This is a genomic window from Candidatus Stygibacter australis, from assembly GCA_030765845.1.
Classification (GTDB): Bacteria; Cloacimonadota; Cloacimonadia; order Cloacimonadales; family TCS61; genus Stygibacter; species Stygibacter australis.
Genome location: JAVCDJ010000031.1, coordinates 1 through 25,503 on the forward strand (window position 1 = coordinate 1; position 25,503 = coordinate 25,503).

Annotated in this window: 19 protein-coding genes; 6 read left to right on the forward strand and 13 right to left on the reverse strand. The window is 39.0% G+C overall.

Translation table 11 applies throughout. The features are described from left to right. The 6 genes from RAO94_01780 to RAO94_01805 form a co-directional block, all read left to right on the forward strand. A partial coding sequence (locus tag RAO94_01780) for a hypothetical protein (protein ID MDP8321059.1) occupies positions 1 to 460 on the forward strand: 460 nt, incomplete at its 5' end. A 204-nt stretch (positions 461 to 664) separates the two neighbouring features. After that, positions 665 to 820: a hypothetical protein gene (locus tag RAO94_01785; protein MDP8321060.1), complete on the forward strand. Its 156-nt coding sequence runs from the start codon at positions 665 to 667 to the stop codon at positions 818 to 820. Positions 821 to 997: 177 nt separating this feature from the next. Continuing rightward, positions 998 to 1,429, forward strand: coding sequence for a hypothetical protein (locus RAO94_01790; GenBank protein MDP8321061.1), 432 nt, complete (start codon positions 998 to 1,000; stop codon positions 1,427 to 1,429). 500 nt (positions 1,430 to 1,929) lie between these two features. Beyond that, positions 1,930 to 3,549: a thiamine pyrophosphate-dependent enzyme gene (locus RAO94_01795; GenBank protein ID MDP8321062.1), complete on the forward strand. Its 1,620-nt coding sequence runs from the start codon at positions 1,930 to 1,932 to the stop codon at positions 3,547 to 3,549. Beyond that, positions 3,549 to 4,130, forward strand: coding sequence for an indolepyruvate oxidoreductase subunit beta (locus RAO94_01800; protein MDP8321063.1), 582 nt, complete (start codon positions 3,549 to 3,551; stop codon positions 4,128 to 4,130). The genes RAO94_01795 and RAO94_01800 overlap by 1 nt, the downstream gene beginning before the upstream one ends. Positions 4,131 to 4,266: 136 nt before the next feature. Continuing rightward, complete coding sequence (locus tag RAO94_01805) at positions 4,267 to 4,674, forward strand: pyridoxamine 5'-phosphate oxidase family protein (GenBank protein ID MDP8321064.1); 408 nt, start codon at positions 4,267 to 4,269, stop codon at positions 4,672 to 4,674. A 4-nt stretch (positions 4,675 to 4,678) separates the two neighbouring features. Here the strand turns inward: RAO94_01805 and RAO94_01810 are convergent, their stop codons facing one another. The 13 genes from RAO94_01810 to RAO94_01870 all read right to left on the reverse strand — a co-directional run. Further along, positions 4,679 to 5,086, reverse strand: coding sequence for a biopolymer transporter ExbD (locus RAO94_01810; protein MDP8321065.1), 408 nt, complete (start codon positions 5,084 to 5,086; stop codon positions 4,679 to 4,681). After that, the gene (locus RAO94_01815; GenBank protein MDP8321066.1) at positions 5,086 to 5,709 is read right to left on the reverse strand and encodes a MotA/TolQ/ExbB proton channel family protein; all 624 of its coding nucleotides are present in this window, start codon (positions 5,707 to 5,709) and stop codon (positions 5,086 to 5,088) included. Before RAO94_01815 ends, RAO94_01810 begins: the two co-directional genes overlap by 1 nt. 9 nt (positions 5,710 to 5,718) lie before the next feature. Beyond that, positions 5,719 to 6,591, reverse strand: a complete 873-nt coding sequence (locus RAO94_01820) for a TonB family protein (GenBank protein MDP8321067.1) — start codon at positions 6,589 to 6,591, stop codon at positions 5,719 to 5,721. Positions 6,592 to 6,732: 141 nt separating this feature from the next. Continuing rightward, on the reverse strand, positions 6,733 to 9,174 hold the full coding sequence (locus tag RAO94_01825) for a C10 family peptidase (protein MDP8321068.1): 2,442 nt from the start codon (positions 9,172 to 9,174) through the stop codon (positions 6,733 to 6,735). A gap of 10 nt (positions 9,175 to 9,184) precedes the next feature. Continuing rightward, positions 9,185 to 11,590 (reverse strand): C10 family peptidase, encoded by a 2,406-nt coding sequence (locus tag RAO94_01830; protein MDP8321069.1) that lies wholly within the window; start codon positions 11,588 to 11,590, stop codon positions 9,185 to 9,187. A gap of 78 nt (positions 11,591 to 11,668) precedes the next feature. Then, positions 11,669 to 12,847, reverse strand: a complete 1,179-nt coding sequence (locus tag RAO94_01835) for a pyridoxal phosphate-dependent aminotransferase family protein (protein ID MDP8321070.1) — start codon at positions 12,845 to 12,847, stop codon at positions 11,669 to 11,671. A gap of 114 nt (positions 12,848 to 12,961) precedes the next feature. Next, on the reverse strand, positions 12,962 to 18,205 hold the full coding sequence (locus RAO94_01840) for an ABC transporter substrate binding protein (GenBank protein MDP8321071.1): 5,244 nt from the start codon (positions 18,203 to 18,205) through the stop codon (positions 12,962 to 12,964). A gap of 518 nt (positions 18,206 to 18,723) precedes the next feature. Beyond that, positions 18,724 to 20,079, reverse strand: coding sequence for an FAD-dependent oxidoreductase (locus RAO94_01845; GenBank protein MDP8321072.1), 1,356 nt, complete (start codon positions 20,077 to 20,079; stop codon positions 18,724 to 18,726). A gap of 11 nt (positions 20,080 to 20,090) precedes the next feature. Then, entirely contained in the window at positions 20,091 to 21,239 is a 1,149-nt protein-coding gene (locus RAO94_01850; protein ID MDP8321073.1) for an MFS transporter, read from the reverse strand. After that, positions 21,232 to 21,690, reverse strand: coding sequence for a DUF134 domain-containing protein (locus RAO94_01855; protein ID MDP8321074.1), 459 nt, complete (start codon positions 21,688 to 21,690; stop codon positions 21,232 to 21,234). Before RAO94_01855 ends, RAO94_01850 begins: the two co-directional genes overlap by 8 nt. 142 nt (positions 21,691 to 21,832) lie before the next feature. After that, positions 21,833 to 23,455, reverse strand: coding sequence for an LruC domain-containing protein (locus RAO94_01860; protein ID MDP8321075.1), 1,623 nt, complete (start codon positions 23,453 to 23,455; stop codon positions 21,833 to 21,835). Between the two features lie 217 nt (positions 23,456 to 23,672). After that, positions 23,673 to 24,206 (reverse strand): ATP-dependent protease subunit HslV, encoded by a 534-nt coding sequence (gene hslV, locus RAO94_01865; protein ID MDP8321076.1) that lies wholly within the window; start codon positions 24,204 to 24,206, stop codon positions 23,673 to 23,675. A 14-nt stretch (positions 24,207 to 24,220) separates the two neighbouring features. Further along, on the reverse strand, positions 24,221 to 25,503 hold a 1,283-nt coding region (locus RAO94_01870), incomplete at its 5' end, for an NAD(P)/FAD-dependent oxidoreductase (protein MDP8321077.1).

The window sequence follows — 25,503 nt, forward strand, 5'->3', positions numbered from 1 at the left end:
AATTTCAATATTTGAATATTTTTTTAAAGAAACATTTAAAGTCCTTCTAAGATATAATTGGGAAAAGAATGATTCAATTCTTAAAGAAAGGATCAAAGTTACTTATAGAGATTTACTAGATATTGAAAAAGGAGATCAAACCATCGAGTACATCCTATCAAAAGAATGGAATTTTCAGAATTTGGATATAATAAATACAGTTTTTTATAAGTATTTTAAATTGGATATTTTCAAGGTATTAGCAAAGAGAAAAAAAGTGAATAATAAGTTTTACTTCGTAAAAAATAAATTGGAAGAAATAATAAAAAAAAGACATAGTGTGATTCATGAATTAGAATTAGATAATGAAGTTAACAAAGAAACGTTTTTCGAGACATTGTTGATATTGAAGATTAGTTTTTCGTTGATAGTTAATGAGTTGAATAACAAAAATAACTGGAATTTACAAGATTTCTCATAATAAGGTACTGCGAGTCAGTTTATTCAAATTCATAGATATCAACATCTAATCAACTAAATCCATTCCATGATATACAGATATAGGTACTTATAGTGTTACTTTAACAGTAGCGGGACCTGCTGGAACAGACATAATGAAAAAAACAATGATATTGAAGTTATTGGGCCAAATATTCCACCAGAGGCTGATTTTTCTGCATCACCTTTGTTTGGTGTCGCACCATTAGGCATTTATTTTACCAATATGTCATCTGGTGAGGTAGATAGTCTATTATGGGATTTTGGAGATGGAGAGTTTAGCGAAGAAATAAATCTCCCTCCCATACTTATGAAGAAGCGGGATTTTATGATGCTATTTTAACGGTATATGGACAGTTAAATACATCTATAGCTAACGAAACTATATTGGTAGAATTAGCGGAGCCAATTATTCTGGCAATATCTGATATACCCGAAGATCAGGTAGGCTGGGTAAATATTAATTTCAGTAGAAATTATAGAGAAAAATAAAGATCAAAATGATAGTGAATGGATAGGTTTGGAAACTTCATCTTTATATCAATCAGAATCTCAAGCTTGCTTAATTGGTTTATCATTAAAAAAGATTTTGGATGCTGATTTTCGTAGTGAATGGAATTCTTGTGGTCATTTTATAAATACAAGTATAATTATCAGGCTCCATTCTTATTTAAAACAAATTAAAATAAATGATATTGAGCTTTTCAATTATGTTAAAGGGGAAGATAAAAAGGTATTAGATTTAATTTATGAATTGCGTCATTTTTGTGCTCATTCTAATTTCTCCCAAAAAGATTCTGAAGATGATAAGTATTATAAAATAAAGGAGCAAATGAAGGAATCTTTGAAATTACCGGAAAATCGCTTCAATAATTCTATACCACTATCAATTGATAGTGTTCTAATTCCTTTGTTTGATAAGGTAATAGAAATTGTGGTAAAATACTTGTAAGCAAAATTGATCAAAGTTTGATCCTATGCATTTTTCAATTTACCGTCACTAAAACTAAGCTTAAAACAAATTGCTTCTTCACAATAGATTTAATTTACTAATCTATTATACTCCCGTTCGCAAATAATATAATCTATTTTTACCCTAAATAAAATAGGTCAGTAGTTCCATTTGCCCAATTTCTGCCGATTTATAGGGCTTTTCTACCTAAATGCCCTATATTCAATAATATACATTTAATTTCTGCCTCAATTACCCCAGAGTGGCTTCCCTGTGGGTTACAAGTGTATAGAATCGCAAAATCGGATTAAAGTTCGCCATTAATGGTATCATATTATGATACAACGTTTATACGCAATAAAAATAAATTCTCCATATTTTATTTTTTACGCCAATCAGTATTTGGCTATCTTAAAGGTCTCAGGAAAAAATACCTTGAAGAAAATGGGGGGGGGTAAAATATATGACAAAATTTATAAAAACAATAAGGAGCGAAGTTTATGAAGAAACTGATGCTATTGGGAGATGAAGCCTTAGCTCAGGGAGTTGTTGATGCTGGCTGCTCAGGGGTATTTGCTTATCCCGGCACACCTTCGACAGAAGTGATGGAATATATCCAGAAATGCCCTGAAGCTTTGCAGCGGGATATTCACCGCACATGGTCTTCTAATGAGAAGACAGCCGTGGAAGAAGCAGTAGGAATGTCATATACCGGCAAGCGAACTATGAGCTGTATGAAGCATGTAGGCTTAAATGTGGCTGCTGACCCGTTTATGAATTCAGCCTTTGTGGGTGCAAATGGTGGACACATCGTAACTGTTGCAGATGATCCGAGTATGCACTCATCACAGAATGAACAGGACAGCAGATTTTATGCCAAGTTTGCCATGATCCCCTGTTTGGAACCTTCAAATCAGCAGGAATGTTATGATATGGCATTTCATGCTTATGAGCTTTCAGAAAAATACCATCTGCCAGTGATGATGCGTCTGGAAACCAGACTTAGTCATTCCCGCAGTGGTGTGCAAAGAAGAGAGATGTTAGCAGAAAATGAATTGAAGTTACCTGAAGACCGTAATCAGTTCATGCTTTTACCTGCCTTTGCCAGAAGAAAGTATAAACACCTGATCGAAATCCAGCCGGATTTGACTGAAGAAAGCGAAAACTCACCCTATAACTGGGTAGAAGAAGGCAAAGACAGCAGCCTGGGCATAATAGCCTGTGGTCTTGCCTATAATTATGTAAAAGAAGCTACTACACGTTATAATTGTGAATATCCCATATTAAAGATCAGCCAGTACCCTATTCCAGTTAAGATGATCGAAAAGTTTGTAGATGATTGCGAAAAGATACTGGTAGTGGAAGAAGGTCAACCTCTGGTGGAAGAGATGTTAAAGGGAGCTATCCCCAAAAATACTAAGATCACGGGACGTTTAAACGGCGCTTTTACCCGTGACGGAGAGATGGACCCCAATAAAGTTGCAGTTGCCTTAGGCAAAGAAACTCTTTCAGGCAAAGGTTTACCGGAAGTAGTAACAGGCAGACCACCCGCATTATGCGTGGGATGCCCTCATATTGATAGTTATAAATCATTAAATGAAGCCTTAAAATCTTATGTTGAAGATGGGCAGAGATACGTATTTAGTGATATTGGCTGTTATACACTGGGTTTTCTGCCTCCTTATAATTCGATTAATACCTGCCTTGATATGGGCGCTTCGATCACGATGGCAAAAGGTGCTGCAGATGCTGGTTTATTCCCGGCAATTGCAGTGATAGGAGACAGTACTTTTTCACATTCAGGAATGACTGGGCTCCTGGATTGCATTTATGATAAAACTAACCTGGTGATCATAATCCTTGATAATTCCACTACTGGTATGACCGGTGGACAGGATTATACTGGCTTTGGAAAACTGGAAGCTATCTGCAGTGGAATGGGAGTAGAGAAAGAACATATTCGTGTGATCACACCACTTTCCCGCCAGTTTGAAGAAAATGTGCAGGTGCTAAAAGAAGAGATAGAATATGAAGGTGTATCTGTAATAATCCCTCGCAGAGAATGCGTTCAAACTATGACTCGCAGAATGCGTGCAAAGAAGAAGCAGGAGGCAAAATAATGAAACAGGATATAATACTGGCAGGCGTCGGTGGACAGGGAATCCTGACTATTGCAGCAATCATTGGTCAAGCCGCTCTAGATAATGGTTTGAACATGAAGCAGGCAGAAGTTCATGGCATGAGCCAGCGTGGGGGAGATGTGCAAAGTCATCTGCGTATATCGGATGCAGCAATCTATTCTGACCTGATCGCGAAAGGTGCTTGTGATATGATCATTTCAGTTGAACCTATGGAAGCTCTGCGTTATAAAAACTATCTGTCAAAAGACGGTTGGCTGATATCTAACAGCACACCTTTTAAGAATATACCAAATTATCCCGAGATGGAAGATGTTGAGAAAGAGATCAAAAGTCTGGGAAATCACGTGCTTTTGAATGCTGATCAGATTGCCAAGGATCTGGGTAGCGCCAGAGCTATGAATATTGTGATGTTGGGAGCAGCAACGAAATATTTATCCATACCTTATAAATCCTTTGAAGCAGCTTTGCAAACAATCTTCGGAAGAAAAGGTCAGAAGATAGTTGATATGAATGTCAAGGCTCTCGCTGCTGGACGAAAGTTCGCTGACGAGAAGTTATAAAAAATATGCCGGTCTTGCGACCAGCAATTTTTTTTGTGAGAAGTGAGCAGTGAGAAGTGAGACGAGAACTTGACTGGTTTTTAGGAACTGGCAATTTCTCACATTACCAATCACTGTTCACCAAAAGGAGATATTTATGACTAGACTCGAAGTATTAGAGAAATTTGATTTGATGCAGGAAACAATGCTTGCTACAACTGATGGGGATCGGGCTTATGTGAGACCAGTGATACTGGTCTATTATAAGGAACGGTTTTTTATTGCTACTGGAGATGCAGATGCCAAATGCGCTCAGATCAGGAAGCAGGCTAATGCAGAGGTGTGCTATTATCCCAATACCGAGGAAAAGGGCTGTTATATCAGAATAAATGGCAAAGCGAACCTGATCAATGATATTGGCTTGAAAGGTGAGATTATGGAAGTGGCAACCTTTATCAAGCGCTATTGGACTGATCCGGCAGATAGTGGATACGCTGTGATAGAGATTGTACCTGACTGGTTCAGTTTTATGCCTTATGGAGCTAATTTGGAGGAACGGGTCTAAAAGCTTATTCCTTTTCTGTGGCAATGATAAGGGTCTGGAAACCTGCCAGTTTTGCCATATCCATAATTTTAACCACTGAGCCATATTCCACAGTGCGGTCACCCTTAAGTACCAGAGCATTCTCGGTTGATGAAGTATCGATCAGAGCAGATAATTTTAAATTCAAATCCCCTATATCAATCTTTTCATTATTTAGAAGCAAATCTCCCTGGGCATTAATTAGCAGAGTATTTTCCTGAGGTTTTGATGACTGGGATGATTGCGCCTGAGGCAGATCAAGCTTCATGCCGGGCTGCTCCACAAAGCGTGTGGTGAGCATAAAGAAGATCAGGAGCAATAATACTACATCAATGAGAGATGTGACATTGATGATGGCAGCACCTCTTTTTTTTCTATTAGTAACCAGTTGCATCAGGACTCCTGCTTAAAAGCTCTGATCTTACGGATCAGTTCATTACTGATCTTTTCCAGTTCCAGAATGATGCTGTTTGCCCTTTGAAAGAAATAATTATAAAAAACCAGGGTAGGGATTCCAATGGAAAGTCCCACTGCAGTAGAGATAAGAGCTTCTGATATTCCCGATGAAAGGGAAGCTGCATCTCCTACTCCCTGAGTAGAAATATCACCAAATACTCTTATCATGCCAAAAACTGTTCCCAAAAGGCCAAGGATTGGTGCAATGGCAGCTACCGTTTCCAGTATGCCCAGACCTCGCTCGAGGAAATTGATCTCCTGCCGTGCCTGATCAGCTACATCCTCTTTGATATCTTCCAAAGGTTGATGAAAGTTCTGAAGAATTATAATGATGAGATGTGAAAAAGGACCATTATAATTATTACATACGGATAAGGCGAGGGGGAAATCATCAGGTGAAGCGATATTTTTAAGGACTGAAGTAATCTCAGGATTAAATACTTTTCTTTTCCTGAGCACAATGAATTTTTCAATTATAATGGCAAGAGCGAGTATCGAGCAGATTGAGAGTGGGATCATCACAATTCCACCCTGAGCAAGAGACTGATAAAATTCAATCATATTATTTCCTTAGTCTTTTATTATGGAAAATGAGAATCTGGCAGTGACTTCCAGTTTGTCTTCAGGAAAATCAGAAGGAAGCGGCTGAAAGGCAGATGAAGCATTAATGGCATTTACACTGGATTGATCCAGTGAGTAATGAGCATCGCTTTTTAATATTTCAAGTTTACTGACAATACCAGAAGGCAGTACAGTGAAATGCACCATTATATTACCACTGATAGCACCCAAATGAGTGAAGGCATAGGGCAGATTCATATTACTGCGAATCCGTCTTTTCATCGAAAGCATATAGGGGGCAAAGTCCCAGTTATAAGTATTAAAACTGAATCCTCCCAGATCAGATGCGGAAGTATCTAAATTCTTCAGTGAGGGTTCAGGACTTTCAAGCTTCTGTTTAAGAGATTTTTCCTGCTGTTGCAGAAGCTGACTGAAGAATTCACTTTCTATAGTTTCAGATTCGGTCTGTTCAGCTTCTGTCTGCTCGTTTTGGTCTGTTTCTTCTGCAGTTTCTTCTCCGAAAGCAGGTTGAATAGCAGAAAGGGGATAATTCTTTGCCTCAGAAATACCTTCAGAGAAGGGTAAGCCTGACTCAATATCTGCGGTATAATTATCCTGAGCTTTGGAGTTTTGATCCGAAGCAAGGTCAGTTTCCTCCGAAGGTTGCTGATCTTCTATACCGGGTGGCGTTTCCACAAGTTCAAAGGTCAGTCTTTTTTCCTGAGGTTGAGATATAGGGGGAGTGGAATCTAAACTCTGTAATTCTTGTTTGTTCGGCAAGACAGTATATAGGTTGATCAAAATAAAGTGCAGCAGTATAGAGAGCAGGACGGCTGCTGTCCTTATATTTTTGCTATAATCTGTCCGATCTTTCTTGTTCAAATTCAACTCCCAATTACTCTGACACAGCTGCGCTGTTTATACTGCATAAAATATAACGGAAAAATCAAAAAAAAGTTTCAATTGTTATACAAACAAAAAAGGCTCCAGAATATCTGGAGCCAATATTCTGTAAAACCAGATTTATTTAAGCAGGATCATCTTTCGGGTTTCTGTTTGCTGACTGGTAACAAGCTGATAGAAATAAATTCCTGAGGAAACAGGTAAATTATTATCATCCTTGCCTTGCCATATATAGATGTGATCCCCGGCAGAAAGAGCTTCTGCTGCAAGAGTAGCAACTTTTTCTCCCTTAATATTATAAACTATAAGACTGGCAAAATCAGTAGAAGGCAGATTGAAATTGATCGTTGTCTCGGGATTAAAAGGATTAGGATAATTCTGTTGAAGTATGATGATTTGAGGTGGAACATTATCAGAAGTTTCATCAAGCATTGGATGGAGAATAACTGCTTCTATGCAAAGATTAACATCGCTGGCAACGGGGAGTTCTGTCCAGGAATTGATCCTGAACCAGGCACCCTTTCCCGGTACGCGTGGACCGGCATCATGCCAGGCGAGATCAGCATTGGAGGATTGAATCTTATATCCTACAAAGTACTCATTTCCCTGCTCGACGATTGCGAAATTATTAAGATCAATTTCCAGCTCTTCTTCATAAGAGAAATCGGATATTTCAGTTTCGCTGATCAATGTTTCATTTTGCCATACTTGAGCCCAAAGTTGTCCGTCCTCAGGTGCGATTGGTGATTTAAATATAACCTTGGAGATTAATGCTTCTTCCATATCTGCCAGTTCATCATCAGTTAATTTGATAGCAACACTCATTGTGGTGGCAATCAGGTGCCAGATATCTTCAGGTTCTGAGGCATAAGAGAAATTGCTGCTTTGCTGATAATCAAAAAGTTCAAAATTATAAGTTTGCTCTTCCAAGCTGACATTGATGTGACGAACTCTGCCATAATGAGAAGGAAGACTTGCTACGAGTACATAACTTCCCGGGAGCAATCCAGCAGTCTGATAACTGCCATCAGCCGCCACTTCCGCTTCTGAAACCAAAGTATTATTCTGATAAATGGCAATGTTTGTTCCCGAAGGATCCACTGGAGCAGTCACATTACCATCAATAAATTCATAATTATCCATATCAATCTGCAGGAAGGTGTTTGTGGCATCAATGTATTCCTGCTGCTGATGGTAATAATATCCTCCGTCCAGCAAAGCCAGTGTGGCAGTTACATCATACCAGCCTTCATGAACAAATGCCAGATTAAACATTCCTGTCTCATCGGTAGTACAAATATAATCTACGGCTCCATCAAGGGTAATTTCTGTGCCGTTAACATTTTCACCATAGGCATTTACAAATCCCAGTATATCTACAGGTACTGTGCCACCCTCAATATTACATACTGCTTCTCTGATCACATTGTATCCAGCAGGCATACCCTCAGGTAATGAATACCAGCCATCACTGTTACCGTTCCAGCCCATATTAAGATGATAATAATCTGTATCACTATTCCAGCCATCAACAATTATACAGTGACCTTCCGGTCCACCCAGAATTGAGATCATGGCAGGTCTGCCATTAACCATATCATCTGAGAGAATGGTATAAAAATCATTACCGATATTATAGACATTTAATACACTGTCATATCCCAGCCGGTTTGAAAAGGCATATCCAGAATAAAGAGTCTGTGTTCCAGAACCACTATTGGAATATTGCATCTCCGTGAGAATACCACAGGCGAAGGAAAGTGCACCCTTCAAGGTGTTTGTGAAATTAAGTCCATTTGCATAATTATCTCGTAACTCATCCATATAAACATTCAGATCAGGGAAATTTAAAAAATTATAAGTATCCCAGTCATCATCCAGATATACAGGAGATGTGTAATTATCTGATACATAATCATCATCATCATCGAACATCAGATCACCTATTTCGCGATGATAATTTACTACCTGAGCAAAAGCTGTAGCCACGCAGCCAACAACTGAGCGACCGCCAGAATCTGGGTCCATTGGACAAAACTGGTTCCAGGGATGACCCTGATCCCATTGAGTGACAACCCAGCCACCTGTTGGCGTGTTATAAGATGAAGGAGGGAATACGCTTCTATCACGTGAGATCAAGCTCTGCAGGTCATTATTTAAATAAGCCTGCCACGTAAGATTATTATCTTGAATAATTGCCGGATCAGTAACATCAATAGCAGATTTTCTCAGTTTGATATCTTCTTTAAGCATCATAAGAGCAGTGTTTTGTTGCACTTCTTCCAGCGAAAATGAATTGCGGAATGAATAGGCATATATCGGAACAATATCTGTATCGCAATTAACAATAATAAATCCCACAGGTGAAAGATCGAAAGCCCAGGCAATATTCTGATTATCTTCGTTGGTAATTGGGTTTACGCTATCAATTTGACAAGAATTCTCAGACAAAGTCAGCTTTCCTTGAGCTACCAGAGTAGCTTCATCTATTGTTACTGGGCTCGCAAGTAGTGCTGAAGTAAATATGATCAGGAATATCCCGATGATAAGGTGTTTTTTCATATATAGTCCTTTATTTAATAATTATAGTTTTTTGATAATCTGCTTCATTTCCATCAATGCAAAGTCGGTAGAAATATATCCCTGTACTTAAATTTTGAGGTTGCCAGGAAATATCGTGTTTGCCAGTTTCCAGATGATTTCTATATATCTCCTGGACTTTCTGTCCTTTAAGATTATATAGGTCAATTTGTGTATCACCGGATTTTGCCAGATCAAAGCTGACAGTAACAGGATTTCTTAATGAACTTTGAATATAGGGATTTGGATAGCTGCTATTAAAATGATCTGCTTTGATAATCTGATATTCATTATTATCATTATCTACCAGATGAGTAATCATATTTGCTGTGATACAGAAATTGAAGTCAAAAGAAGCGGCTAATTCTACCCAGTTAGAGATCCTGAACCATGCACCTTTACCCGGAACACGAGGCCCTGCATCTTTCCAGGCGATAGCACCTGTCTCAGTCTCAATTTTAAAACCGGCATAATAATCCTCATCAGGATCAATTGCCGTAAAGACTGGAAATTCAGCAAAAATCTCTTCTCCATAGTAAAATTCATCTATCGGTTGTTCAGTCAGTAATTGATCACCTTTCCACAATTGTGCAGTAATATTACCTTCGCCCTGTTCGATCGGGCATTTAAATGATACTCCTTTGAATATATCTCCTGTATGAGAGATCAGATCCTCACTAAGGATTTTTATGGCACATGAGATTTCTATGGGAACAAGAGAATGTGTGTCTACTGGTTCATCTGACCAGTGGATACTGGAGGAATGCTCAAATTCTTCCATATCGATCAGAACAAATTGATTATCAGGATTAATTGTAACTGAATTTGAACCAAAATAATTTGGAGAAAGAGAAGCAGTAGCAGTATATGTTCCCGGCAGAATGTCCGGAATTGAGAAAAATCCATTCAAGTCAGCCATTGTAGCAGCAACCTGCTCAAGAGAATCATATAGAGCTATATTTGTACCTCCCGTCTGGATATCAGCATTCACCTGACCATCGAGAGCGTCATAATTAAACATGTCCAGAATGAGTGAACTTAGATTTGAATCAATATAGATCTCTTGTTCGGTATACCATAATCTGCCACTGACTGCAGAAATGGTGTACCAACCGGGTTTTAGAGCTGGAACATTGAAATTACCAGCGATATCTGCATATGACTCATAACAGTAATTTTCTCCAACAAATAGAATATAACTGTCTTCAAGTATTGAAGGTCCAGAAACTTGTCCACTCACAGAAACCGGCACTTCACCACCCTCTATATTGTGCACAGCACCACCAATAATCGTATAATTTGAGGGCATCCCACTGGGTATATAATACCAGCCAATATTTGATGTTCCCCAGCCATAATTCAGGTGATAATAATCATCTGTATTATAACCATCGCAGACAATTGCATGGCCATCATTCCAGCCATCAGTATAAATGGAAAATTCGCAGGGTTGCATATGGATCATATCTTCTGCAATAGTATTATAAAATGTTCCTCCATAATTGTCACTCCAGGAAGCAGTATTATAATCAAATTTATTTCTCAGGGCACTGGCAACGTCACCAGTATTTGCTCCAGAACCTTCGGAGCTATAACTCATTTCCACACTTACACCACAGGCATAATTCAAGGCAGCAAGATCATCACTGGTAGGCAATTCTCCATTTGAATAATTCTCCACTGCAATATCCAGATAGTCATTGAGTTCATTCCAGTCAGGAAAATCATTTGATTCATGATCATCATCTATGTCAATAGGATCCCACCAGCCGGAATTATAATCATCATTGTTACTAAAAACGGGATTACCCAGATATTCGTGATAGTGCATAATTTGAGCCATTGCAGTTGCCACACAGCCCACTACACTGCGATTACCGGAATTATCAAGCGGACAGAACTGGTTGAAAACTCCAGATTGACTCCATTGGGATTCACACCAGCCATCAGTAATAGTTGTCCCATCCATTGGCCATTGCTGAAAAGTCCTCACGGGTCTTGTGCCCGAAATAAGATCAGTCCATGCTTGCTGATTTGCAGCGGTCATCTGCGGATTAGCAAGGTAAAATGATCTGCGAAGTTCTAAGTCCTCTTTTATAAATCTAAATTGCAGGTCTTCACTATTAGCTGGTGTATAATTTCCTTTCCAGGAATAAGCGATCACCGGATAAAAAATATCATCTGCTGCTGTGATTACAAAACCATCTTCTGTTAAATTAAATATAAATAGTTCATTACTGTCAGTTACAATATTATATTCTTCTGCTATTTCAATATTTCGTCCCTTGTTCTGCAGGAAGTTTTCTACTCCTCTTCTGGCAGTGGATTGAGAAATTGCAGCAGCCTGCATACTGGCTGCAAATATGATTATCATAATTAAAAACACTATTTTTTTCATAATAACTCCTTCAATAATATATGAAGCAACAAATATTCCAATTAAAAAAAAAGCCCCCTCAGGGGCTTAAAATATATATTAAATTATTCCTATTCGTTTGCCGATCTTCTCAAATTTCTCCAAGGCTTCAGTTAGCTGATCCCGGGTATGCGTAGCCATGAAGCTGGTTCTGATAAGTGTATCATTTGGCGGCACTGCCGGTGGTACAACTGGATTGATAAACACACCTTCTTCATCCAGCAGCTTCCACATCTTGAAAGCATTGTCTATTCCTCCCACATGTAATGGTATCACTGGTGTACAGGATAAGCCAGTATTGTAACCCATCTGTTTAAAGTTTTTTGCCATATAGTGAGTGTTTTCCCAGAGTTTTTCTATTCGTTCAGGTTCTTCCTTCATTATTTTGAGAGCTTCTAAAACACTGGCAGCAGATGCTGGGGGTAGAGAAGCAGAAAATATCAGGGGACGGGCATTATGTTTCATGTAATCCATAACTTTTGAACTTCCGGCAATGAAACCACCTACTGATGCCAGGCTCTTTGAAAATGTTCCCATGATCAGTTCCACTCGATCAGTGCAACCTGCTTCCATTGCTACTCCAGCGCCGGTATGATGCATCACTCCAAGAGAATGAGCTTCATCTACCATTACTGATACGCCGTATTTCTCAGCTATTTCACATATTTCCTTCACAGGTGAGATATCTCCTTCCATGGAAAATATCCCATCAACTACAATAAGAGCATTCTTGCCTTTAATAGTTTCCATTACCCGTGCCAGATCTTCCATATTATTATGATTATAGCGCAACATCTTTCCGCCTGATAACCTGCAGCCGTCAATTATTGAGGCATGATCAAACTTATCTGTTACGATATATTCATTACGGCTAACCATACTTTGAATGGCACCAAGATTGCTTTGATAGCCAGTGGCAAAAATCAGGGAAGCATCTTTACCTACAAACTCAGCCAGCTGAGCTTCTAATTCGATGTGGATATCAAGAGTTCCATTTAAGAACCTTGAACCTGCACAGCCACTACCATATTTTCTTAATGCTGCAATAGCCGCTTCTTTCACCCGGGGATGATTTGTCAGACCTAAATAACTATTAGATCCCATCATCAGCATTCTGCGACCATTCATGGTCACTACTGTATCTTGTTCAGATGAGATCACCCTGAAATAGGGATAATGTCCCAGCTCCCTTACCCGGTCCGCTTCCTTAAAATTCCCGACTTTGTCCAATAAACTCATACTAACTCCATCTTGAATATTATTTGTCAATGTGCATTATGGCACTTATTTGTCAATTTATTAATCTCATGGTAAATCTACCATTTGGTATTTTCATAAAAAAATCTAACAGCTTCATTCCAGTTCCCGCATAAACTGATTTTCTATCTCGTTAAGAATTTCCTCACATTTCTGCGGTTCAGTATATTTTTGTTTCAGATTTTTGATCAGAGCACTGATGCCTTTTATTTTGACCTTCTGAACGAAAAGTTCCAGAGAGCGAAGCATCAGAAGGATATTATCTGTTTCCATATTTCCCATCGCTGTTTTCAGATCAGAAATAATTGTATGAAACTGATCAATGATACCTTTTTTGAGATCGAGCAGCAGCGTTTGATTGATGTCCACTCGTGTTGCTTCTTTGATCCCGAAAAGTGAACGCAGATTATTTACTCTTTGATCAGCCAGAGCTTGAGATATTTTCTGCGAAAGCTCGTCTCTCAATATAGGTTTATGAATAAACCCCAAAGCCCCGTTATTTAATGCATCTTGAACATCACGTGTGGCACTATAGGCAGAAAAAAGTAATACTTTCACTTTGGGATTGATCTTCTGAAGTCTTTTGAATACTTCCGGTCCATCCATTTCCGGCATGATCACATCAAGCAGGATCAAGTCTATTTCTTCCCAGTTTGCTTTGTAATACTGTAAACCCTCAATCCCATCGGCAAATGTTTTCACATTGTATCCAAGGCTGTTAAGCAGAGTATAAACTGTTTTTCTCACAATTTCTTCATCATCAAATAAAATGATATTCCCGCTGCCATGTATTGTGTATCCTTTAGAATTGCTACTGCTTTCTTCTTCAACCTGAATCTCTGATAAGGGTAAATAGAGATTAAATACTGTTCCTTCACCTAGTTCTGAATCAAAAGAAATATACCCCTGATGAGATTTTACTGTCCCAAAAACTGCTGGTAAACCTAAACCAGTACCTTTACCTTCCCTCTTTGTGGTAAAGAAAGGCTCAAATATCCTCTTTTTGCTTTCCTCAGTCATACCCTGACCGGTATCTGAGATCGATACTTTTATGTATCTGCCGGCAATTACGTTTTCATAAAAAGTACTACTGTCTGATTCCTTCAGCTCAATTATTGAGGTGGTAATTTTAAGAACTCCTCCTGCAGGCATGGCATCACAGGCATTTAAAATCAGATTTAGCAAAGCATTCTGAATCTGACCAGGATCAGCTGGAATGATGGAGGCTTTTGCTTCAAGTAGTAATTTAACCTTGATTTTTGTTTGTATTGTAGCCCGAACCAGACTGAGAGTCTCCTGTATCAGCTTATGAATGTCCTGATTGATTGTGATATGTCTGCCCTTTCTGGCAAAAGATAGAAGCTTCTGGGTCAAGGCAGCAGAAGTCTCAGCTGCATTATAGATCATCTGGGCATATGATCTCATTTCTTCATCTTTCAATTGCTCCGAAAGGATGGTTGCATAGCCAAGTACACCCATCAGCTGATTATTAAAATCATGAGCGATCATCCCGGCAAGTTGACCCACAGATTCCAGTTTTTCATAAACATGAAGTTTCTCTTCCACTTCTCTCTGCTCAGTTACATCCTGGATCATGATAATAGCAAAATCAGGTTTCTCAGGTGCCGTTTGAACAATTGAGATCAGAATATTCCCCCAGAACATGCTGCCATCTTCACGCAGGATATGTTGCTCTTCAAAAAACTCAGCTCTCTTACCTGTAAAAATATCTTCCAATACTATTTTATATAAATCACGTCTTTCCACAACGAGAAGAGATTCCAGCTTTTCAAGTTTGCGGTCCAAATGGCTGCCTAACAGCTTCAATATCTCCTGATTTGAGAAAATTATACTGCCTTCTTCATTTACAAAGATGATTCCCATGGGAGCATTTTCAATTATTGTCCGGAATTTCTTCTCGCTCTCCTGCAATTCCCTCTCAAACTGGATTCGTTCAGAAATATTACGAATAGATGCGACATAATAATTTATATCATTCCTGCGAAAATAATTAAGTGAAATCTCCATTGGGAAACCTTTCCCATCTTTTCTTCGTCCCTGCTCACCCAGAATTAATTGTTCCTGGTCATTAATAAAATGCTGCATTTTCTCACGATCTTCTGCCAGATCCATGATCGAATTCCCCGTTAATTCCTGCTTTTGATAGGCGAACATTTCCGCTCCAGAACTGTTTACCTCCAGGATTTTACCAGTATCGTTATTAGTAAGTAATAAACCATCACGACTTACTTCAAATACTGATCTGTATTTTTCTTCGCTTTCCCGTAATTGCTCTCTGGCAAGCTTCTGCTCATTAATATCTTCTATTAAAAGCATGATTCCCTGACTGGAAATGCTTTCACTATCCAAACGCGCCATGGTAAGTGAACACCAGAAATGTTGACCGTTGTTCTTGATCAACTGATATTCCTCAGTAGATGATTCGATCTTACCGGAAGTTATGCTATTCAAATGTCCCGTAAAACCAGCTTTTTGGATATTAGATAGAAACTTCAATACTTCTTGATTGAGAATATCTTCAGTTTCTAATTCCAACAGGTTCAATAAGGCAGGATTTACCAGATTGATCCGCTTTGAACTATCCATGATAATAATTCCCATAGGTGAATTTTCAAAGAATAATCTAAAGCGCGCCTCAACCTGACGTAATTGAGATTCTATTGATTTCATCACAGTGATATCAATAAAAGTTCCCAATACAGAATTCTTTTCTCCTTCTCTTGTTTGACTCTCAAGTCTTATATTTGCCTGTAATTCCTTTTGATCTCGCGTTAGGATTTTGGTTGCTAATTCAAACTTACTGTTGATCATCACGCATTGCTGGAGTTGCTCAAGAAATTTATCCTGATTCTCCTCAGAAAGCAACGATACAAATTCTATTCTATTTATCTCTGTAGAAGAACCTGATTCATAACCGAGGATATTCAGCATCTCTTCAGAACAACTCATCATATCAGTCTCTGGATTATATTTCCAGTAGCCAAATTTGGCTATTTGCTGTGCTTCTTTCAATAATTGCTGACTTTCAGCTACCATCTCTTCTGCTTTTACCCGGTTATGAATGTCCATTTCCATGATCAGTGCATATCTGCGATCCTCTTCTTCCGTGTAAAATGAGGTCACTGTTGTCAAAGTCCATAAAAATGTTCCATCCTGGCATAAAAGCTTTTTCCTGATGACAAACTGGTTGCTCTTTCCTTCAAATATTTCCTGGAATTTCTCAAGACATTCCGTTAGATCATCGGGATGAATTAGATCTGTGATCTGCAGTTTTTCAAATTCTTTTATCTTGTAACCACACATCAATAAAATTGTAGGGTTAAAATAGACAAAATTCATATCTTCATCGATCAAAGATATACCCATTGGTGCATGATTAAATATTGCCCGAAACTTGGCTTCACTTGATCTGATCTGTAATTCCGCCTGCTTCTCACTTGTGATGTCCTGAACTGTTCCATATACTGATAATGCCCTGCCATTTTCATCAACGGAGATTCTTCCCCGTTCGTGAAGGAATTTCAGCTGACCTCGTGTATTCTCTATCTTATAAGTCTGATCAAAATTAAGATCACCAGTCAATTCTTTTCGTTTTAATGCTTTTAAAAGTAATTCCTTCGGTTGATTAATAGATTTACAGAAAAGGGCAAGCGACTGACTTTCCGGGTCGTGTTTCACTCCCAATATTTCACTCAATTCCAGTGACCATCTTATTCTATGGGTTTTTAAATTCATTTCCCAATAACCCAACCGGGCTATCTTTCTCGCTTCATTGGCTCGTTGTTCACTGTTTTTTAGCTGCAATTCTGTCTTAAATCTATCCGTCAGATCATAGACTATTCCCAGAAGGGTATTGATATTCCCATTCTCATCAAATTCCGGCTGAACTGTTGTCTCAAAGGCTCGGATATTATCTCCACTGCCAAATTTGAACTCCACTTTCTGTGACTCTCCAGTTTCAAGTGCTGCGGTTAATGCCTGCTGGTTGATCTGAATTATCTCATCCCTTAACGGTAATTCAGTCAAATGTTTACCTATAACCTCCTCGGGACTGAATTGCAGCAGATCATGAAAATATGAATTGATATAAAGAAACTTCATCTTGTAATTTATTCTAAAAACAAGCCCGGGAAGGCTGCCGGCAAGTTTATTCCATTCAATATCCTTCTGACGAAGATTCTGACGGCTGATTTTCAGATTTTTCTGCGTCCATAATAGATTAGCAATATATAATGCCATAACAATAAATATTATCAGAAATACTAATAGTGATTGCCAGTTCTCTTGCAGATAATTCCTTCCAGCATTAATTACTATTGTATTTTTGCTCAATCTGGATATCTTTAACCCAAATCTATCCAATGCTTTCTGATCATACTTATATTGATAGGGAGTATCTTTTAATATCGGTATATCTTCTGCTCGTTCACCCTCAAGTATCCTCAAGGCAATTTTTCCTGCTTCTTCACCCTGCTGATATCCAGATATCACCGCTCCACCAAGCACTCCTTTATCCAAATAATAATTCCAGCATACATAAACCGGCACGCGAGACGCCTTTGATATCCTTTCTACTGTTTCTTCAACTTCAAAAAAATCTCCACCTCTATCAAGATTGAATATTAATAATAAGACGGCATATTCGTTGCTCAGCTTCCGCAATTTCTCTTCCAACTCACTCATCGTATAATTTAAAGGAAATTCAAATTTCAGCTTATCTTCAAACCGTTTTAGCTGCTTCTTCGCCTGATTGGTTGTTGCAACCCCCGTTTTCGTGTTGCAATCACTCACAATAAAGATCTTTTTCACCCCTGGCTGTATTTTTAATATCTGCTCTACCGTTAAATCCGGGTGAATGATCTCATTCACTCCAGTATAGTTAGGATAGCCACTCAAATCATAATCATCCAGATAATTTATCCCACAAAACACCACTGGTACTTCCGGGAATATATCTTCACCATATTTCATCATAAAAGATAATGCCTGATTATCTGAGGCTATCACTAAATCTATATCTGATATGTCCTGATATTTTTCCTTTATCAGTATATTCATCTTCTCAAGATAACCATCTCCCGGATAGCGTTTGGCATCAAGATATTCAAGATAGAGATTTACTTTTTCCTCACTTGCGCTTTCCAGATAGTCACTGATACCTTTGGTGATCTCTTCACTCCAGATATAGGTGGAATTATATGAATGGAGTATCAAAATATTAGATCCCTTACGGGATAACCGCTTGATCTGTCCTGCTTGAAGGATACTGCCGGTTAGTATGACAATAATTAATATTATAAGATGGAACCTCTTAAACATTATATTTCCTCTTTCATACTTTATATTCTTTCAGGCAAATTAGTCGATCAAGTTTCTTTTGTCTATTTGTTTTTATCCTCAGGCACTTCAATGCCTTCGTGTATGAGCAGACGTGCGCCGCCGGTGTACTCACAGATGGAGCGGGGATGCGGGAAGATGATGAGAATATAGAACACGGATGACACAGATTTTACGGATTTGTACGGATAAGAAAAGGTGTTTTGGCTAAGTATAGAAGTTCGGTGAGGAAGATGTAGCCCGGCAAGGTTTGGTAGTTTCGGTGACATACCTGCCGTTTCCTGCGCCACACTTCCGGAGTACCGTTAGCGTTGCACGGGCACTTAATTAAGCAGACGTGCACCGCCGGAGTACTCTCATGTCCATCCTTCGCCTACTCCATCACTAAAGTTATGGACTACTTCCAGAAGGCTACGGCACGGTCTTCGAGGAACGGGCACTTAATTAAGCAGATACGGCAGGCAGATATATCTGCCTGCCGTTTTTTGAAGATCTGGAATTTATTTTTTTAGTTTAGCTATAGCGTTTTCTGCTGCTTTTATGAGCAGGTATTTGGTGGGTGCAGTAGTAAGCAGTGGGTGAGTACCAACCTGAAATGAGATCAATTCAAAAACAGTTACGTGTTTCTGAATGGCAAGTGCCACAACATTGATCAATTCACCAGTAGAGTCTCCGCCTACTATTTCTCCACCAATTATGGAATGATCCTGAGGTGAAACGGTCAATTTCACCAGCATTTTGGAAGTATCCGGCAGAGTGCCTGGATGCCTGTCAACGTCTTCGAATTTACCAATTACATATTCAACTCCAGCCTGCTGGGCAGATTGCTCAATAGCACCGGCAGAAGCAAAAGCCACTCCACCGATCTTGGTAGAGAATACAGAAAGAGTACCGACAAAGTTACGCAGAAGATTGATACTGAACAGATTATAACCCAGAATGCGAGCTTCAGCAGTTGCAGTTGATGCCAGCATGATATTACCTGTACGTCCTGTGATGAATCCAGTAGTCTGGGAGCAGTCACCTATAGCGAAAACGTCCTTTTGAGGAGTTCTCATATAGCGGTCAACTACAATGGCGTTATGGTCATTCATAGATAGTCCGGCAGCTTTAGCCAGCCCAGTATTAGGCTTGTAGCCAATAGCCGTGATCACCATTTCAGCAATGATCTCTGAACCGTCAGAAAGGCGAACACCAGTTACTTGATTATCTTTTCCGATGATTTCAGTAACCTTACAGCCAGTTTTAAGGTTGATTCCAGTATTGCGAATAACTTCATCTGCTTTATCTGCAATATCTTTTGAGAATGCCCGGAACAGGCAGCAGCTTTCCATTTCTACCAGAGTAACCACTTTATCTTCAAATTTAGCAAGCTGTTCAGCAACTTCCACACCAATGAAGCCACCACCGATAACTACGATATTTTTTGCAGCATCAGTTCTGGTTTTCAGTTTTTCAATGTAATTATAGCTTTTGATGATATATTCCACACCGTCAAGTTCATAACCGGGAATAAAAGTGGGTACAATTGGAATAGAGCCAGTGGCAAACACAAGTTTTTGATAGCCGAATTGTTGCTTGCTCATGGTAGTGAGGATTTTGGTTTCCAGGTCAATATCGATCACCTGATCAACCACAACTTCTCCACCTGCATCAATAAAAGGTTTGGGTCCCATGGCGTTTTTTGATACGTCACCCAGATCGTGAAAGATGTAAGGAATACCACATGGTACAAGACCTTTCGCTTCTTCTTTGATCATTAGAAAGCTTTTCTCGGTATTCTGTTTCTTGCCAGTTACCCCAGCAATAATCCCAGAGGGTCCTCCTCCAATAATGATTACATCATAGTTTCTCATTTTTCATCTCCTTATTTATTTTTTAGAAAAAATACAAATGGTATAGTGCCCAGGGCAAAGAAAGTGATGATCGAATAAGTACTATCCAGTCCGATCTTATCGGTGAAATAACCTACAAACATGATCATAATAGAGCTCAAAACAAAGCTGATAGTCATATAAATCCCATTGATCAAAGACATGTGCTCAGAATCGTGATCATGCACCATAGCCAGCATCACTGGACCACTGCCAAACAGAAAGAAACCATTGAGGATAAGCACTGGAACAGTCAACCAGCCATGCAAGTGCGTGAATAACCACATTAAAAGAGGATTGGCGATGGCGATGATCAGAAGAGCATTTTTTCTGCCGATCTTATCTGAAATTGAACCAGCCAGAAAAGTGCCTGCTGCCCCGGCAAACTGCAATATGGAAAGCGATGCTCCCGCTATCCAGAGACTGGAGCCTTTCATAGTAAGATAGGTGGGTAAATAAATTGTGAGGGCAGCTTTTAAACCAGCCCTGAAGAATATGATTCCGGCAATCGTGATAAAGAAGGGTGTCATAGTACGCAAAGTGCTTTTTATCCCAATGGGATTTTCTAATTTATCTGCTTTTACTACTTTGATCTTCCGTAGTCGGAAAAAGAGAATTACTGAAGCAATCACTCCAAAAGGAGCGAGACGCCATGTGCCTTCCAGTTTCCATAATGAGATAGCAGCCAGGATAATCAGAGGACCCAAAGTCCTTGCCAGTTCTCCACCCAGCATATAAAAACTCATTCCCTTGCCAATGCGGTCACCAGATACCTGCTTTATCATCACCGGTGCTGGAACATGAAAAAGCATTGAACCAATACCAGCCATAAAGATCAAAATAGTAACAATAATATAACTTGGAGCAATCCCCAGCAGACTCATTGAGATAGCTGTTATGGCAGGAGCGATAATGATCAGATATCGCACACTTACACGATCGGCTATTACACCTAGAAACGGATTAAGGAGGCTTGGTATCTGGCGGATGATATCCAGAAAACCAGCCTGAAATACACTAATTCCCAGTTTACTGATCAGCAGTGGTAATATCGGTGCCAGAAATGATGAATATATATCATGAAATAAATGTGACAGTGAAACTGTGAGTACATTTTTAAGATTGAATCTCTGCTTACTCATTAGTGGAATTCTCACCTCTTTCACGACAACAATTGCCATGACCAAACTCACTGGCAAGGTCAGTTATATTTTCTGACCCGCATTTTGGACATTTCCCTATAATTTTATCTATTTCTGATTTAAAGATATTTCCGCAATTTCCGCATTTATAGATGTTACCCCGAAAGTGGATATTCCCACCCTCAATAGTGAGATGTCTGCCTTCAATCAGAAACTGAGCGATCTTAAACCTTGCCTGTTCAATGAGACGTGTGAAGGTCGGACGGGAAATCTCCATTTTCTCGGCTGCCTGAGAATGTTCCAGATTCAAATGGTCTGTTAAGCGGATAGCTTCGTATTCATCAAGACTCAAAATTATTGTCTCAAGTGCCTTGCGTCGGATTCCCACAGGTTTAAAATCTGTGAAAAGAGGCGGGTGTCCCACCAGCCTGTCTTTTTGAGGTCTGGGCATATTCTCTCCTTCCTGCTTTTCTTCAGGGGGCAAAATTATGCACATAGGTTCATAACGCAAGTGTTTTTTTATGGAAAACAAAAAAAGCTATATTTCAGCAAAAACACTGAAATATAGCTTTTAAACTATTAATTACTTCTGGTTATGGTGCCAGGTAAAGATTCTCTTCTACAATATAACCTTCATTATTTTCAAACCAGTCATTATAAATATCCCCGCTGCTTTCTGCCCAATCATCAACGTAGTTATAGGCATCAATAATTTGAATTCTCTCAAGAGGATAAGTCCATTCAATTGGGAGATTAATAGCCCACGGTAGATTAGTAGCTGTTTTATAATAGCGATCAGATCCCGGATTTGAATCATCATCATCAGTGCCAAAAAGTGTAGGATCAGCTAAGATTGTTGGAGGCATATCAGGCAGATGAATTTCTTTTCCAGTAACCTGATCTACAATAATAAAGGGATTATATGGTGGTTCTAACCAGGGGAAAGTGCTCTCATCAACTGCTTCAGTAAGTTTTAGATAAAATTCAAAGTTTACAGGGTCCAAATATGGATCACTGATTTGAGTATTAACAAAAGTGCTGTTTTCCGGTTTATTCATAACTTCCAGAGCATTACTAAAGAATTTCACAATTGCTGAATTATCACCAGAAATGATACCATTTCCATTAAGTTCTGGAGTAAATGTTAATGTTTCCACATTTCCAGTCAGGAAAGGCATTTCAATGGCAAAGCCATTTTCATAAGAAGCACCAGAAGCTCTTAGAGTGAAATATCCATAAACTTCCAGAAGGTAATCACTGGGATCATCCACTGTCTCAAAACGATAATTAATTATTACATCATTAAAATCATAATCTCCCATCAGGGGCCATAAGTCTTCAAAAGCAAGTGTTCCCCAGTTTAAGGTTAAACTGTCAGTTGCAGGGAAGTGGTTCAAGAATGCTCTGGTTTCATCGTATGGGAAATCATCGTCATCATTTAATACACCATCATTATCATCATCATCAAAAACCCCACGAGGACATTCAGTGGATATAGAATCTGCTCTGGCGAATCCTTCACCCAAGGTACCTCCCAGTTTCCATTTGATATAGAAAATTTCATCATCCCTATATCCATCACCGGGAAATTCGACAGTGAAAACATCTACATGACGCCCAGGATCGAAAACAGTAGGCTGTCCCATATCCTGATTTGGAGTGTTTTGCAACTTATTCATAGGACCAATTGGTATCTGCTGCACAACATCATAATCATTTCTATAACCAAAATGAGCTAAAAATAAGCCATCACCCAAATGCTCAATACATTCCAGTATCGGATGGATTTGATCTTCACAGCGAGTTCCACCACCCCTTTCTTCTTCTTCAGAAGGTGGATAGAAATCATAGTCAATAATATCACCTGTTATTGTGTAAACTGCTTCCAGATCTTCTACTTCACTAAAATAAAGTTTCACATCATTTACGTCATTTGGAATGCTTACAACGCCCTGATAACCATCATCTAAATCAATCCGCCCTTTCTTCAAAAGATTGTCTTCCATATCATAAATATAGAAAACTCCTGCATAAAGAGCTCTAAATGTAACTTCTACATCTCTGTGTGTTGTAAAATTGAAGTCATCCGCTATCACAAGATCAGTCATACTAATTGGATCTGTTACTGTATTATCATCACTGCTTGAACAACTGACTATCGCTAATGCAAATGAAAAAATGATAAATAACCAAATTACACCGTTAATTTTTTTCATAATTTTAATACCTCCATTTTGAATTACGCAATTTCAATTCCATATGCAAAATAAATATTATTATTTTTTACCTTAAGTGGTTTTAATAACCACTATTAAGGGTTTTTTAGAAAACAATATTTCTCATTATAGGCTTTAATTTGAATTAAATATTCACACATTATACCGATAATGGGCATTTAAATCTCCAAATCGGTCAGAAGTTGCAGCGATAATTTCATATTTCTTCCACGATAATAGAGCTATTAGTGTAAATGCATATACCGGAAGCAATTTGAAGAGACTCCTCGGCAATCTCCTTTGCGGAAAGGTCACTGAATTTTACCAGAGCTTTTGCTGCTGCAAGGGCAAAATTTCCTCCAGAACCAATAGCTACCACTCCATCATCCGGCTCAAGTACATCACCATTACCTGTGAGTACCAGCAGGTTCTCTTTATCACCAACTATCATCATCGCTTCCAGATGCCTGAGCATTTTATCTGATCGCCATTCCTTGGCAAGCTCCACAGCTGAACGCAGCAGATTACCCTTATACTGCTTAAGCCGTTCCTCGAATTTTTCTGTGAGAGTAAAAGCATCTGCTGTTGCTCCGGCAAACCCTACCACGACCTTGTCATCATATAGCCTTCTGATCTTACGGGCAGTGGCTTTCATCACAGTATTTCCCAATGTGACCTGCCCATCTCCGCCGATAGCTATCTTGCCATTATGCTTGATGCCGATTATTGTTGTTCCGTGCATTGATTCCATAGTTTTCCTGATGTTTATTGTTTTTTGAGTTTTTCACTCATTTCCTGTTTGGCTTCATGGTATTCTGTTTCGGTATTCACTTCCCAGATATTGGTTTTATCTTTGATACCTTTGGCAATATTATCAACTGCTGTCATGGAAGTCAGCATGGAATGATCTTGATTGTTATAGCGATGCAGACCATTTCTTCCCACCATATACAGATTATCAATAGTATCCACAAAATCTCTAATGTGATCAAACTGATTATAACTGCCAAAATAGGCCGGATAGGTCTTAGCGGTGCGGATAACAACCGAATCTAGGACATCTTCCCGATCAATGATACCGATCTTCACCATTTCATCAATACCCAGTTGTGCCATTTTTGTGTCTTCCCAGCTCCACATTTCATCTGTCTCATTAAGGAAGTATTCCAGTCCGATCCAAACGTTATCTTTGTCTGCCACCATATATGGGCTCCAGTTATTGAATACCTGCACTCTGCCTACGATAACATCGCGTTCCTGAATATATATCCAGTTATCGGGAACGATATCATTCACTGTCTTAAAAGTACCCTTGTTTTTCACCTTCAATTTCTTCAGGAGTAAGCCTACAGTGATGAAATCACGATAGATCAATCCCTCAGCGACTTCTTTCACTTTAGCAGGAACAGGCTCTCCCATTCCCAGGATCAGGTCTTTCACTGGCATTGTGGAAAAGTATATATCTCCAGTGACTACTTCTTTTTCACCTGTATCCGTATCGGTTATCTCAGCACCAGTGATCTTGCCATTATCATAAATGAAACCAGTACAGGTCTTTTTCATATAGAGCTCGGCACCATCTTTCTGCACCATTTCAGCAACGGTTTCCCACATTTGACCTGGTCCATATTTCGGATAAGTGAATTGCTCGATCAAGGATGTTTCAGTTCCTTTTTGTCCAATGGATTTATCTTTCTTAAATATAGAGCGAACAGCGTGCAGGATTGCTTTTGAGATAGAAAGCCCTTTCACTCGCTGTGCTCCCCATTCAGGGCTTATATGATCTGGTGTGACACCCCATACTTTGGTGGTATAATCCCGAAAGAAAGTATTATATAGCTCTTTGCCAAAGCGGTTTATATAAAAATCAGCCAGAGATTTTTCTTTACGAATAGGGAAGATGCGAATCCAAAAATAGGTTATTCCTATTTTTATACAGCGGATAATTCCCAGATTAAGGATAGTTTCCATATTAAGTGAAATTGGGTATGAAAAGAAGCGTCTCAGGAAGAAAATGCGGGAAACACGGTTTCGAATGAGCAGCACCT